General features: G+C 57.1%; 13 protein-coding genes. 10 read left to right on the top strand and 3 right to left on the bottom strand.

Translation table 11 applies throughout. The features are described from left to right. Positions 1-74 precede the first annotated feature (74 nt). The 3 genes from greA to rsmA all read right to left on the bottom strand — a co-directional run bounded on the left by greA (position 75) and on the right by rsmA (position 2,557). Positions 75-548, bottom strand: coding sequence for a transcription elongation factor GreA (greA, locus tag KYK14_RS07145; protein WP_185283340.1), 474 nt, complete (start codon positions 546-548; stop codon positions 75-77). 144 nt (positions 549-692) lie between these two features. Beyond that, positions 693-1,643 (bottom strand): NAD(P)-dependent oxidoreductase, encoded by a 951-nt coding sequence (locus KYK14_RS07140; RefSeq protein ID WP_219158087.1) that lies wholly within the window; start codon positions 1,641-1,643, stop codon positions 693-695. A 128-nt stretch (positions 1,644-1,771) separates the two neighbouring features. Then, positions 1,772-2,557 (bottom strand): 16S rRNA (adenine(1518)-N(6)/adenine(1519)-N(6))-dimethyltransferase RsmA, encoded by a 786-nt coding sequence (rsmA, locus tag KYK14_RS07135; protein ID WP_219158085.1) that lies wholly within the window; start codon positions 2,555-2,557, stop codon positions 1,772-1,774. Positions 2,558-2,689: 132 nt separating this feature from the next. Between rsmA and KYK14_RS07130 the strand changes: the two genes are divergently transcribed. From KYK14_RS07130 to accB, 10 genes are all read left to right on the top strand, one after another. Next, positions 2,690-4,141: a leucyl aminopeptidase family protein gene (locus KYK14_RS07130; RefSeq protein WP_219158083.1), complete on the top strand. Its 1,452-nt coding sequence runs from the start codon at positions 2,690-2,692 to the stop codon at positions 4,139-4,141. Positions 4,142-4,341: 200 nt separating this feature from the next. After that, positions 4,342-5,358 (top strand): 4-hydroxythreonine-4-phosphate dehydrogenase PdxA, encoded by a 1,017-nt coding sequence (pdxA, locus tag KYK14_RS07125; RefSeq protein WP_219158081.1) that lies wholly within the window; start codon positions 4,342-4,344, stop codon positions 5,356-5,358. Positions 5,359-5,462: 104 nt separating this feature from the next. Beyond that, a complete protein-coding gene (locus KYK14_RS07120; RefSeq protein ID WP_219158079.1) occupies positions 5,463-8,342 on the top strand; it encodes a glycoside hydrolase family 2 protein in 2,880 nt (959 codons plus the stop codon). Positions 8,343-8,612: 270 nt separating this feature from the next. Beyond that, positions 8,613-8,960: a helix-turn-helix domain-containing protein gene (locus KYK14_RS07115; protein ID WP_185283335.1), complete on the top strand. Its 348-nt coding sequence runs from the start codon at positions 8,613-8,615 to the stop codon at positions 8,958-8,960. 77 nt (positions 8,961-9,037) lie between these two features. Further along, positions 9,038-9,571 (top strand): YceD family protein, encoded by a 534-nt coding sequence (locus KYK14_RS07110; RefSeq protein WP_219158077.1) that lies wholly within the window; start codon positions 9,038-9,040, stop codon positions 9,569-9,571. 48 nt (positions 9,572-9,619) lie between these two features. Continuing rightward, complete coding sequence (gene rpmF / locus KYK14_RS07105; protein ID WP_185283333.1) at positions 9,620-9,844, top strand: 50S ribosomal protein L32; 225 nt, start codon at positions 9,620-9,622, stop codon at positions 9,842-9,844. A gap of 71 nt (positions 9,845-9,915) precedes the next feature. Beyond that, positions 9,916-10,860 (top strand): phosphate acyltransferase PlsX, encoded by a 945-nt coding sequence (plsX, locus tag KYK14_RS07100; protein ID WP_219158075.1) that lies wholly within the window; start codon positions 9,916-9,918, stop codon positions 10,858-10,860. A gap of 58 nt (positions 10,861-10,918) precedes the next feature. Beyond that, positions 10,919-11,923: a beta-ketoacyl-ACP synthase III gene (locus KYK14_RS07095; RefSeq protein ID WP_208306105.1), complete on the top strand. Its 1,005-nt coding sequence runs from the start codon at positions 10,919-10,921 to the stop codon at positions 11,921-11,923. 125 nt (positions 11,924-12,048) lie between these two features. Further along, the gene (efp, locus tag KYK14_RS07090; protein WP_187317753.1) at positions 12,049-12,612 is read left to right on the top strand and encodes an elongation factor P; all 564 of its coding nucleotides are present in this window, start codon (positions 12,049-12,051) and stop codon (positions 12,610-12,612) included. Between the two features lie 29 nt (positions 12,613-12,641). Then, a complete protein-coding gene (gene accB, locus KYK14_RS07085) occupies positions 12,642-13,142 on the top strand; it encodes an acetyl-CoA carboxylase biotin carboxyl carrier protein (RefSeq protein ID WP_208306104.1) in 501 nt (166 codons plus the stop codon). Positions 13,143-13,224 lie beyond the last annotated feature (82 nt).

Below are 13,224 nucleotides of genomic sequence, written 5' to 3'. Positions count from 1 at the left end.
AGCCAACGTCTGACCTCCCCTTCTCCCATGCTATGATGATGCGCTACCCCAGACCGGGCGCGTACAACGCATCCCTACCGCGAAATTTCCAGAATCTCGAATTGTAGCTTGCCGGCGGGCACGGTAATCTCGGCCGTATCGCCGGCCGACTTGCCCAGCAGGCCTTTGCCGATGGGTGACTTCACGGAAATTTTGCCGGCCGCTAGGTTGGCTTCTTCTTCGGCTACCAGCGTGTAGTCGAGCACCATGCCGTTTTTCAAGTTTTTCAGCTTCACTTTGCTCATAATGAGCACTTTGCTGGTGTCGAGGTTGCTCTCGTCGAGTAGGCGGGCGTTGCCTACAATTTCTTCCAGCTTCGCAATCTTCAGCTCCAGCAAACCCTGTGCTTCTTTAGCGGCATCATATTCGGCGTTTTCACTCAGGTCACCCTTGTCGCGGGCTTCGCGCAGGTCGTCGGCAGCTTTAGCCCGACCACGAATTTTCAGGTCCTGCAACTCGTCTTTGAGTTTCTGCAAGCCTTCGGGGGTATAATAATTAACAGTAGCCATGTCGGGTTGGTGGATTAGCTAAAAAACAAGGAGAACGGTCAGCAGCGCCGACCGTTCTCCGAAACAGGTTTCCTGCAAATATACACATTCGCCACAAACCAAGCACGAGCACCGGCCCGATCCGGTAGCAGCGGTGCAGCGCGTCTACCCTGCGTGCCGGCGCAGGAAATCGTGGATTTTGCGAGCTAAAACCTCATTGATGCGGTGGTAGGACTGGTGCGTCCAGCCGCCGATGTGTGGCGTAAATAGCACGTTGGGGTCGGCTTCGAGCGCATCAAGGGTAGCGCGCTGGGTAGGCGTGAGGGTCGCTAGCTTTTCATTTTCAAGCACATCGAGGCCGGCACCGCGCACCTGGCCGGCAGCCAGTTGGCGTACCAAGGCGGCGTGGTCCAGCACCTCGCCGCGCGCCGTGTTCAGCAGCCAGATGGCGTTGCGGAATCCCGTCAGCATTTCCTCATTCACTACATGATGATTGGCCGCCGAATAGGGAATGTGCAAACTCAGCACCTCGGCCCGCTGTTGCAGTTCAGCCAATGAAACAAGGGTAGCAAACTGGTCGGGGGCGCAGTTGGGGTCGTGGTCGTATGCCAACACGGTGCAGCCGAAGCCCCCAAGACGACGGGCAAACGCCTTGCCCATGTGGCCATAGCCAATCAGCCCGATTACTTTGCCACCTACCTCCTCGCCGCGGTTGGCCTCGCGCCGCCATTGCCCGGCGCGCACCTCGCGGTCGGCCCGGCCAATGTTGCGCAACACGCTCAGCAGCAAGCCTACGGCAAACTCGCCCACGGCGTCCTGGTTGCCCTCGGGGGCATTCAGCAAGGTCACGTTGGCCGCGGCCAAGGCCTCTTCATCAATATTATCGACACCAGCGCCGGCGCGGGCTACCCAGCGCAGCGCCGGGCCGTGCGCCAGCAGCGCGGCGGTGATGCGCAGCTTGGAGCGCACCATCAGGCCATCATAAGGATGCGCAGCCAGGGCGGCAGGCACTTCGGCGGCGGTAAGGTCGGGCTGGTAGTGAAGCTGCACCCCAATTTCTGCCAGCATGTCGGGCAGGCTGGGGTGCATTTCGTCGATGCAGAGACAGGTTTTCAAGTTAAGAATGAAGAGTAAGAATTAAAAGATAGGATGCGCTTTGAGAGAGTAGCGCCGTTTGTAAGCTTTGTCATCCTGAGCATGTGGCGCATCAAGCCACATGCTCAGGATGACAGGTAAGGTAGGGTCTACTGCTTATGCTGCTCCACCCACTTCGTCAGTTCGACAAACTCCCCTACCCCTAGCTGCTCAGCGCGCTTGTCGAACACGGCATCCGTAGTAGCCTCGGCGGGCATACCGAAAGGCTTAAGGGCATTGCGCAGCGTTTTGCGACGAGTTTGAAAGGCTTGCTTCACTACCTGAAAAAACAGTTTTTCGTCGCAGCCCAGGTGCTCGGTGGCGTTGCGGGTGAGGCGAATAACGGCCGACTGCACTTTGGGCGGCGGGTTGAACACGTGCGGCGGCACCGTGAACAGGTATTCTACCTCGTAAAACGCCTGCAAAAGCACGCTCAGGATGCCATAGGTTTTGGATCCGGGTCCTTCGGCCAGGCGGTCGGCCACTTCCTTCTGTATCATCCCTACCACCTCGCGCACCTGCTGGCGGTGGGCCAGCACCTGGAAGAAAATCTGGCTGCTGATGTTGTAGGGAAAGTTGCCGATTATGCTCAGCGGCTCGCCGGGGAACAGCTCGTTGAGGTCCTGGCGCAGAAAGTCGGCGGAGATGATGCGGTCTTCCAGCGCCGGGAAGTGCTGCTGAAGGTAGGCCACCGATTCGCGGTCAATTTCCACCACCGACGTGCGGTAAGCCGGGTTTTGAAGGAGCGTGCCGGTGAGTACGCCCATGCCGGGACCAATTTCGAGCACCTCGCGCACACCGTTGGGTAGGCGCAGCGCCTCCACGATGCGCCGGGCAATGTTGGGGTCGGCCAAAAAGTGTTGACCTAAGTGTTTTTTGGCTCTAACAGAATCCACGGGCGAGGCGTTTAAGGAAAAGGCCGGACAAAGTGCCTACCTTGCGAATTGCCAAAGATACGCCCGAAACCGCCGTTTTGAGCGGCTCTGTTGTTCTCGCTTTCGACTTTCAGTACTTCTCCTACTGTCTTTATGCCTCTCCAACTCGCCTACGCAGCCGCTGCTCCAGCTGCCGCCGACACCGTTTTCATCCTACCCGCCGGCACCACCACACTGCCCGATGCTGCCGCTACCGACCTACCCGAAGCGGCTCGACAGTACGTAGCGGACCAGCTCGCCGCCGATAGCAAGCTCATCAGCCTCAACCACTTCACGCACCAGCACTACTTCGTGGTGGCCGCCGATAAGGCTACCCCTGCCCTCGCGGCCGAGGCCCTGCGCAAAAGCGGCCACCAGCTGCACGCCCGCCTGAAAACCGACAAAGTAGCCGCACTCTACGTGCAAGACCTCACCGCCGACTCGGCCGGCGCCCTACCCCTGGCCGAGGGCATCGCCCTCAGTGCCTACCAGTTTGCAGGCTATAAGACCGATGAGAAGTCGCAGCAAGCCCCTACCCTGGCGCAGCTCTACCTCACTGGTTCAGCCTTCACGACTCAACTGGTCCAGGAGCTGCAAGCAGTAGTGGAGGGTGTGTTCCTGGCCCGCGACCTGGTGAACGCACCGTATAATAAGCTCAACGCTACGCAGTTTGCTGAACGCATGGCTGCGGCGGGCGAAGAAGCCGGCTTCCAAACCGAAATTCTGGATTTGGTGCGCATTGAAGCCTTGCGCATGGGCGGCTTGTTGGGCGTGAACCAAGGTTCGCCCGAGCCGCCTACCTTCACTATTATGGAGTACAAGCCCGAGGGCGCCACCAACGCCAAGCCGTTTGTGCTGGTAGGCAAGGGCGTGGTGTACGACACGGGCGGCCTCAGCTTGAAGCCTACCCCCAACAGCATGGACATGATGAAGTGCGACATGGCCGGCGGCGCGGCAGTGGTAGGCACACTTTACGCGCTGGCTAAAAACCAAGTGCCCCTGCACGTTATCGGCCTAGTGCCAGCCACCGACAACCGCCCCGGCGGCCCTGCCTTCGCCCCCGGCGACGTACTGACCATGTACAGCGGCCTAACCGTGGAAGTACTGAACACCGATGCCGAAGGCCGCCTGATTCTAGCCGACGCGCTGGCCTTCGCCAAGAAATACGACCCCGCGCTGGTGATTGACATGGCGACCCTCACCGGGGCTGCCGCTCGCGCCATCGGGCAGGAGGGCATTGTGGGCATGGGCACCACCGACGATTACATGCAGCAGCTCCAGCAGTCGGGCCGCCGCGTGCACGAGCGCGTGGTGGAGTTTCCGCTGTGGGAGGAGTACGCCGAGCACATCAAGTCCGACATTGCCGACATCAAGAATCTGGGCCGCGCCGAAGCGGGTGCTATTTCGGCGGGCAAGTTCCTGGAGCGCTTCGCCGAGGGCTACCCCTGGATTCACCTCGACATTGCCGCTCCCGCCTACCTCATGGCGCCCGACAGCTACCGTGGCAAAGGCGGCACCGGCACCACCGTGCGCCTGCTCTACGATTTCCTGAAAACGCAGGCGTAAAGGGCTTTCTAGTAGTTAGTCGTTGAAAATCGTTTGTCATCCTGAGCTTGCGAAGGACCTTATCACGCTAGGACGAGTCGTTGTTACGCTTGTCGTTCACGCGTGATAAGGTCCTTCGCAAGCTCAGGATGACAAACGATTGGCTAACCCACAGAAATCGACAACTCACAACTTCACAAATTCACAACCTCACCATTTCCATGAGCCACCTTCCCCGCATCGGCATTTCCGTTGGCGATTTGGCCGGCATCGGGCCGGAAATTATTTATAAGACCTTCCTCGACACGCGTTTGCTGAAGTATTGCACGCCCGTGGTATATGGCATGGCTACGTCGCTGTTCGATGATTTTCCGGTAGATGAGCAGGTAGGACCGCTCACGTTCCGGCAGGTGCGCTCGGCTGCTGATATCGACCCCGGCAAGCTGAATGCGGTGACGTGCTGGGAGGAAGACTTCGTGCTCACGCCCGGCCAGCCTACCCAGGCCAGCGGCGCAGCCGCTCGCGAGTCGCTGCTGGCCGCCTGCCGCGACCTGAAAGCCGGCCTGCTCGATGGCATTGTGACGGCGCCCATCAGCAAGGAGAATACGCAGTCCGACGAGTTTCGCTACCCCGGTCACACCGAGTTTCTGACCAGCTTCTTCGGGGCCTCCGAGAGCCTGATGCTGCTGGCCAGCGACGACCTACGCGTGGCTACCCTCACGGGGCATATCCCATTGAAAGATGTGGCTACCCGCGTCACGCCCGAGTTGCTGCGTACCAAGCTGCAAATCCTGCTGAACTCGTTGCGGCAGGATTTCGGGATTGAGAAACCGCGCGTGGCCGTGCTAGGTTTGAATCCGCACGCCGGCGAAAATGGCCTACTGGGCACCGAGGAAGGCAAAATCGTAACGCCCGTTATTCAACAGTTTTTGCAAGAAGGCCACCTCGTGTACGGCCCCTACCCTGCCGATGGCTATTTCGGCACCGGGCAGTATCACCAGTTTGATGCTACCCTGGCACTGTATCACGACCAAGGCTTGATTCCGTTTAAAACGCTTGCCTTCGAGCGGGGCGTGAACTACACGGCGGGCCTACCCATCGTGCGCACCTCCCCCGACCACGGTACGGCCTACGGCCTGGCCGGCCAGTTCCGCGCCGACCCTACCTCCTTCCGCGAAGCCTTATATATGGCTTGCGACCTGGTGCGCCAGCGCGCCGGTCAGGTAGTGGTGTGGTAGCCGCCGCCAGATACAGGACACTACCGGATAGTTTGTGCCCGGCTTAGTAGGTACTTTACCTACCAAGCCGGGCACGGCCTTTTCCTCCCACTTACTATTCTATAGTGAAGCTCCTTCCCTTTTTGCTGCTGATCCTCGGCGGATTCTGCGCCCAGCCAGCCCTAGCCCAATCGGGTGTTCCGCAAAAGCAGGTACAGTACCTTTCGGGGCGCGACAACCGCCCCACCGTGCAGTGGGACTTCTACTGCACTGGCGGCCGCAAAAGCGGTTTCTGGACTAAAATTGCGGTGCCCTCGTGCTGGGAGCAGCAGGGCTTTGGCGCCTATAACTACGGCCGCGACTACAAAACCTACGGCAAGAACTTTCGCTTTGCCGATGAGCAGGGCAAGTACATGCACACGTTTCGGGTACCGGCCAGCTGGCAGCAGAAGCGGGTATTTATTGTGTTTGAGGGCTCGATGACCGATACCGAGGTCAACATCAACGGGCAGTTGGCCGGCCCCATCCACCAAGGCGCGTTCTACGAGTTCAAATACGACATCACCGACAAGTTACGCTCCAATGGTCAGGACAACCTGCTGGAAGTGACGGTGAGTAAGATGTCGGCGAACCAGTCGGTGAACAACGCCGAGCGATTGGCCGACTACTGGGTATTCGGCGGTATTTTCCGGCCCGTGTACTTGGAGGCCTACCCACAGCAGTTCATCACCCGCACCTCGGTTGACGGGCAGGCCGATGGACGCTTCGGAATGCAGGCCTACCTGCGCAACGCGCCGGCCAACACTCAGGTACAGGCCGAAATCCTCGACGCGGCGGGCAAAGTCGTAGGCACAGCGCAGGCCACCACAGCCGCCAACGACACCGTGGTGACGCTGCGTACCACCGTGCGCACACCCCAGCAGTGGACTTCCGAAACGCCCACCCTCTACCACGTGCGCACCAGCCTGAAATCGAACGGCAACACGCTGTACCAAACCACCGACCGGTTCGGGTTTCGGACCATCAAAATCCGGCGGGGCAAGGGCATTTTCGTGAATGGCACGCAGGTGAAGCTGAAGGGCACCAACCGCCACAGCTGGTGGCCCGAAACCGGCCGCACCCTCAACGACTCCATTCAGCTGGCCGACGTGCGTCTTATCAAGCAGATGAATATGAACGCTGTGCGCATGTCGCACTACCCGCCCGACGTGAAGTTTCTGGACCTCTGTGACTCGCTGGGCCTGTACGTGCTTGATGAGCTGGCCGGTTGGCAGAAAGCGTACAGCACGAAGGCCGGCGCGCCGTTGGTGCGCGAAATGGTGACGCGCGACGCCAATCACCCCAGTATTATCTTCTGGAGCAATGGCAACGAAGGCGGCACTAATAAGGAGCTAGACGACGATTATGCACTCTACGACTTCTCCCGCCGCCCCGTCATCCACGCCTACCACCGTCCCGGCAACCAGCACAACGGCATCGACACCAACCACTACGAGAACTATTACAGCACCAAGAAAATCCTTCAGGACTCGCTGATTTACATGCCCACTGAGTTTCTGCACTCCCAGGACGACGGCGGCGGTGGCACCGCGCTGGCCAATTTCTGGGAGTTACACTGGAAGTCGCCGCACTCGGGCGGAGGCTTTTTGTGGGCGTTGGTGGATGAGGGCATCGTGCGCACCGACCAGCGCGGCATCATCGACGTGAATGGGGTGAATGCGCCCGACGGCGTGGTAGGGCCGCACCGCGAAAAAGAAGGCAGCTTCTACGCTATTCGGGACATTTATTCACCTGTTAAAATCAGGCTGACGGAGCTGCCAGCCAAGTTTAAGGGCACAGTACCGGTGGAAAACCGCTACCATTTCCTGAACCTGAATCAGTGCGCGTTTCGGTGGGAGCTGGTGAATTTCCGCAAGCCTACCGACCCATTTACGGGTTACATCAGTCAGCAGAAAGGCACTGCTAAAAGCCCTGCCGTAGCTCCGCTGGCCACTGGTCAGCTCAAGCTGGACCTGCCCAAAAACTGGCAGCAGTACGACGCGCTAGTGCTTTCGGCCTACGACCCACAGCAGAACCTGGTGCAGCGCTGGACCTGGAAAACCGGCTCCAACACGCAGTTGCTCAGCGGTGTGCTCCCTACCCCCGCCAAAGGTGCGGTACAAGTAGCCGAAACCGACTCGACTCTGACGCTGACGGCCAGCAACATCAGCGTAACATTCAATAAAACCAACGGCCACATCACGGGCGTGAAGGGCAACAACGATGACAAACTATCCTTTGCCAACGGCCCGGTGCTGGTGAGCGGCACGGCTGCCTTCACCGGCCTCACGCACCGCACCGAGGCCGACGGCGAGGTAGTGGAAGCCCGTTACACCGGCGACCTGAAAGCCGTGCGCTGGAAGATGCACAGTTCGGGCTGGTTGCAGCTTGACTACGAATATGCCCTACCTGCCGGCGATTACCCATTTGAAGGCGTGAGCTTCACCTACCCCGAAAACTACGTGTTAGGTGCCAGATGGCTGGGCAAAGGACCCTACCGCGTCTGGAAAAACCGCTTGCAGGGCGTGGGCCTCAACGTGTGGGAAAACCCCTACAATGACACCCAAACCGGCGCCGCGCCCTGGATTTATCCTGAGTTTAAGGGCTATTTTGCCTATGTAGTGTGGCTGGAGATGAACACCGTAGAAGGCAAGTTCCTGGTTGCCAGTCCCGACCCTGGCCTCTACGTGCGCCGCTTCGAGTTCTATGGGCTGTCGAGCGTGAAGCCGTTTCCGGCCCTACCCGTTGGCAACTTGTCGTTTCTGGATGCCATTCCGCCGCTGGGCACCAAGCTGGCCCTCAACATCGACACCAACACCCCGAACCTTGGTCCAAGTGGCGAGCTGAACCACGTACGCGCCGGCGACGCGCCGAAGAAACGTACGCTCTACTTCTACTTCGGCCTACCCCAGACGGATAGTAAACCCCAATCCTACACGGCGCCGGTGAAGGACGATCTGTTTTAACCGTATGGAGCAACCACGTCACGGCACTTATGGCGTTGGGGTTGTTTAAAAGCCCTGAAGCCATACTACTGAGTAGATAAATTCAACGCTTTTCTCGATTTACAAATACCTTTTTACACACATAACTTTTCGCACAACATGTTGTTCCATAGCACACTATCATCTACACGAGCTTTATAAAATCTTTCCAAAATCGAAACTTTATTTCACGTCTGAAATTTATTCACGACCTTTGCATCAGCTTTTAAAAACCGGTTGCCCTTTAGTCGCATGACGCTTTCCACTCCAGCTCAATATCGCCAGGCGCTGCGCCGTTTGGATGCCTTGCTGGCGGTGGCAGATGCGGGGGAGGAAACGCAGGCACTGGTAACGGCACTGGCGCAGTACGAAACCCGACTGCAACACCTGCCCAGCCTACCCGTCACGCTGGCCGAAATGATTGAGCTGAAGCGCCAGCATTTGCAGCTCAAGCAAAAGGAATTGGCTCAGTTGCTGGAGGTGCCGGCCGGCCGCTTGTCGCAGATTTTGAGCGGCAAGCGACGCGTGACGTTGGACTTGGCCAAAAAGCTTTATGAACGCCTGGGCATTAGTCCGGAATTTATTCTGAAAACTGCCTAAGCCCTTTTCCGCGTCTGCCCGCACTTTCACAAACCGCGGAAATCTTTTTACTTTTGCCCCCTGCTATTCAGTCGACCGTGAAAAAAGACTCTCAATTTGACCTCAACATCGCCAAACTGGCGGATAAAATGCATCATTATGCATTTGAGTTGGGGCCGGACTTCTTCGCCCGATTTGATCAGCAATTGATTCAGGAAGGCAACCTACATGTGGATCTGAACTTGCTCAAGACGGACCGCCTGATGACCCTCGACTTTCATATCAAAGGTACCGTGCAGGTCACCTGCGACCGAAGCCTGGATGATTTCGATCAGCCGATTGACGTGCAACGGCAGCTCTTGGTACGCTTCGGCGACACCTACGCCGAGCTGGACGAGGATGTACTGCAAATTACGTCCGACACGCAGGTGCTACCCATTGCGCAGCACCTGTTCGACTATATCGGCTTGGCTATTCCGATGAAGAAGCTACACCCGCGCTTCCAGAACGAGCCCGACGAAAATCCTGATGCCGACAGCAAACTCATCTTCACGACTCGCACCGAGGGCGAAGATGACGATGACGACGACTACACTGACCCCCGCTGGAACGCATTGCGCAACCTGAATTAGCGCTTGGTCATTCAACATTTAACACTCAACATTTAACATTTCAATACTATGGCTCATCCTAAGCGCCGCACCTCCTCCGCCGTACGTGACAAACGCCGTACCCACTACAAACTGACTCCTAAAGCTGTAACGGCTTGCCAAACCACTGGCGAACTGCACCTGCGTCACAAGGCCTACGTGGTAGACGGCGACCTGTACCTGAACGGTAAAGTAGCTATTAAGGACTACGCTCCGGTAGCATCGGCTGCGGCTCCGACCGAAGACGAAGAGTAGACCCCGCTACCCCTCGCTGCTGGCCCCTCCCGGCCGATTAACCTGACCTTTGACTTCCTTAACACCCGTTCATGAAGATAGCCCTGGACGCAATGGGGGGCGATTTCGCTCCCCAGGCTGCCGTCGATGGTGCCGTGCTAGCCGCGCAGAAACTAGCCGGTAAAGCTCAAGTTGTGCTCATCGGCCAGGAGGAGGCTGTACGGCCGCTGCTCCAGCAACATGGAGCAGCGGCCGATAGCTTGGCTTTCGTACCCGCCACACAGGTAATTGCCATGGGCGAGCACCCTGCAAAAGCCTACCAGCAAAAGCAGGATTCGAGCATTGCCGTAGGCTACCGGATGCTACACAGTGGTGAGGTAGACGCATTCTGCTCGGCGGGTAGTACTGGCGCCATGCTAGTTGGTGCCATGTTCAGTGTGAAGGCAGTACCTGGTGTATTGCGCCCGGCTATTGCCAACTTTGTTCCGAAGCTGCACGGTGGCTATGGCATCTTTCTGGACGTAGGCGCCAATGCCGAGTGCAAACCCGAAATGCTGGAGCAATTTGGCGAGCTGGGTTCTCTCTATGCGCAATATGTATTAGGCATTGCTACCCCCAAGGTAGGCCTGATGAATTTGGGTGAGGAAGAAGGCAAAGGCACTGCTCTGCTGCAAGCCGCTCATCAATTGCTGAAAGTCAATCCGCATATCCACTTCATTGGCAATATCGAAGGGCGCGACCTGTTCAACGACAAGGCGGACGTGGTAGTATGCGATGGCTATACCGGTAACGTGATGCTGAAAATGGCCGAGTCGATTTATGATATTCTGGTTGAGCGTCATACCATCGTAGATCCGTTCTTCGAAAAGTTTAACTACGAAGCCGCTGGCGGTAGCCCTATCCTAGGCATCAACGACAATGCGATTATCGGCCACGGTGTAAGCACACCCACCGCTATTTGTAGCATGCTGGTGCAAGGCTATCAAATGGCCGAATCCGGTATTTCTGACCAAATCAAAGCTACCTTTAAGTCTTAGTGACGTTAGTCCGGCTCCGGCCGGACTTTGTGTTACCGCGCTTCTCTCTCCCCCAAAGATGAAGATAACTGCCGCCATTACCGGAGTAGGGTCCTACGTACCCGACTACGTGCTTACCAATCAAGAACTTGAAACTCTGGTAGATACTACCGATGAGTGGATCGTAAGCCGAACGGGAATCAAGGAGCGGCATATTCTGAAAGGCGAAAACCAGGGCACGTCGGTGATGGCTATCAAAGCCGTAGAACAGCTGCTTGCCAAAACCGGTACGCGCGCCGAGGAAATTGATCTACTGATTTGCGCTACTACTACGCCGGACCTGGTTTTTCCGGCCACTGCCAACATTATTTCGGCGGCCATTGGCACCACCAAAGCATTTAGCTTCGACATGCAAGCCGCGTGCTCGGGCTTTTTGTATGCCCTCACTACGGGTGCGCAGTTCATCCAAACCGGCACTTACAAGAAGGTAGTGGTAGTAGGAGCCGATAAGATGTCGAGCATCATCGACTACACGGACCGTTCTACCTGCATCATTTTTGGCGACGGCGCCGGCGCCGTATTGCTGGAGCCTACTACCGACGGCCTGGGCCTACTCGACCACGAGCTGTGCTCTGACGGCCGCGGCGAGCAGCACCTGCACCAAAAAGCCGGTGGCTCACGCCGTCCTCCCTCTGCCGAAACGGTGGCCAACCGTGAGCATTTCGTCTACCAGGAAGGCGCGGCTGTCTTTAAGTTTGCTGTGAAAAACATGGCCGACGTAGCCGCTCAGGTAGCTGACCGCAACCACCTCTCTGCCGACGACATCGCTTGGCTGGTGCCGCACCAAGCCAACAAGCGCATCATCGACGCTACGGCTCAGCGCGTGGGCATCGGCCCTGAGAAAGTGATGCTTACCATTCAAAAGTACGGCAACACTACCAACGCCACCATCCCGCTTTGCTTGGCCGATTACGAGCAGCAGCTCCGCAAAGGCGACAACCTCATTTTTGCGGCCTTCGGGGGTGGCTTCACTTGGGGCGCGCTCTATGTGAAATGGGCATACGACAGCGCTTCGCGCAATTAAGAATTACTAATTAGGAAGTATAAGATTGACCGTTTCAACAGGTTTTCACCCCATAATAGCGACCAATTTCACGTCCTGATTTTTTCAATTCTTAATTTTAAATTCCTAATTCCTAATTAAAAGAAATGGCTACTACCGCAGACTTCCGCAACGGGCTCGTGCTGAACTACAACGGCGACCTGCACGTCATCACTGAATTTCAGCACGTGAAACCCGGTAAAGGACCGGCTTTCGTGCGTACTAAAATGCGCAACATCAAAACCGGCAAAACGCTAGATAACACGTTTAATGCCGGGGTGAAGGTGGAAACCGCCCGTGTGGAGCAGCGCCCGCATCAGTACCTGTTTCAGGACGACTACGGCTACACTTTCATGGACAATGCTTCGTTTGAGCAGGTAGTGCTGCCCGAGGCTATGGTACCCTTTGCCGATTTGATGAAGGAAGGTCAGGAAGTAACTATTCTGTTCCACGCCGAAACCGAGCAGCCTCTCACGGCCGAACTGCCCACCACTGTAGACTTAGTAGTAACGTACACCGAGCCCGGTTTACGCGGTGATACGGCTACCAACACCCTCAAGCCTGCCACTGTAGAAACGGGCGCCCGCATTCAAGTGCCGCTGTTTATTGATACCGACACCAAAATCCGCATCAAGACCAGCGACTACAGCTACGTCGAGCGGGTTAAGTAATTCTGCCAGCAACTCCACCTACCGTGCTCATGAAAGCCAAAGAACTACAAGACCTAATCGACTTCATTGCCAAATCGGGCCTGAACAAAGTCAACATTGAAACCGAGGAATTTAAAATCTCGGTTCAGCGCGAGCCTAGCTACAAGCCGGTGATTAGCAGCGCAGCCCCTGCTCCGGCGCCAGCAGCTCTGGCTGCCCCTGCTCCGGCAGCAGCCCTACCCGCCGCTCCTGCTCCAACTGCAACGACCCCGCCAGCTCCAGCCTCAGAACCTGCATCCGCGGCTGGCAACTACCAGCCGTTGAAAGCGCCGATGATTGGCACCTTCTACCGTAGCAGCAGCCCCGAATCACCCGTATTTGTGCAGGTAGGCGATTTGGTAGAGAAAGGCCAAGTGATCTGCATCATCGAAGCCATGAAGTTGTTCAACGAGATTGAAGCCGAGCAGGCAGGCCGCGTGGTGAAGATTATGGTTGACAACGCTACCCCCGTTGAATACGACCAGCCGCTGTTCCTGATTGAGCCGATGTAATTTGTTGGGGTCTTGGGGTCTTAGGAGCTTGGGGTCTTAGTAGAAAAAGGAAAGGGTCTTGCGGACGTAGAGCTGGCAACAA

Origin of the sequence: Hymenobacter profundi, from assembly GCF_019334315.1 — a bacterium.
In the GTDB taxonomy this organism is placed as follows: Bacteria; Bacteroidota; Bacteroidia; order Cytophagales; family Hymenobacteraceae; genus Hymenobacter; species Hymenobacter profundi.
Note: the sequence above shows the minus strand (reverse complement) of the source record. Positions and strands in the feature narration are given on the sequence as shown.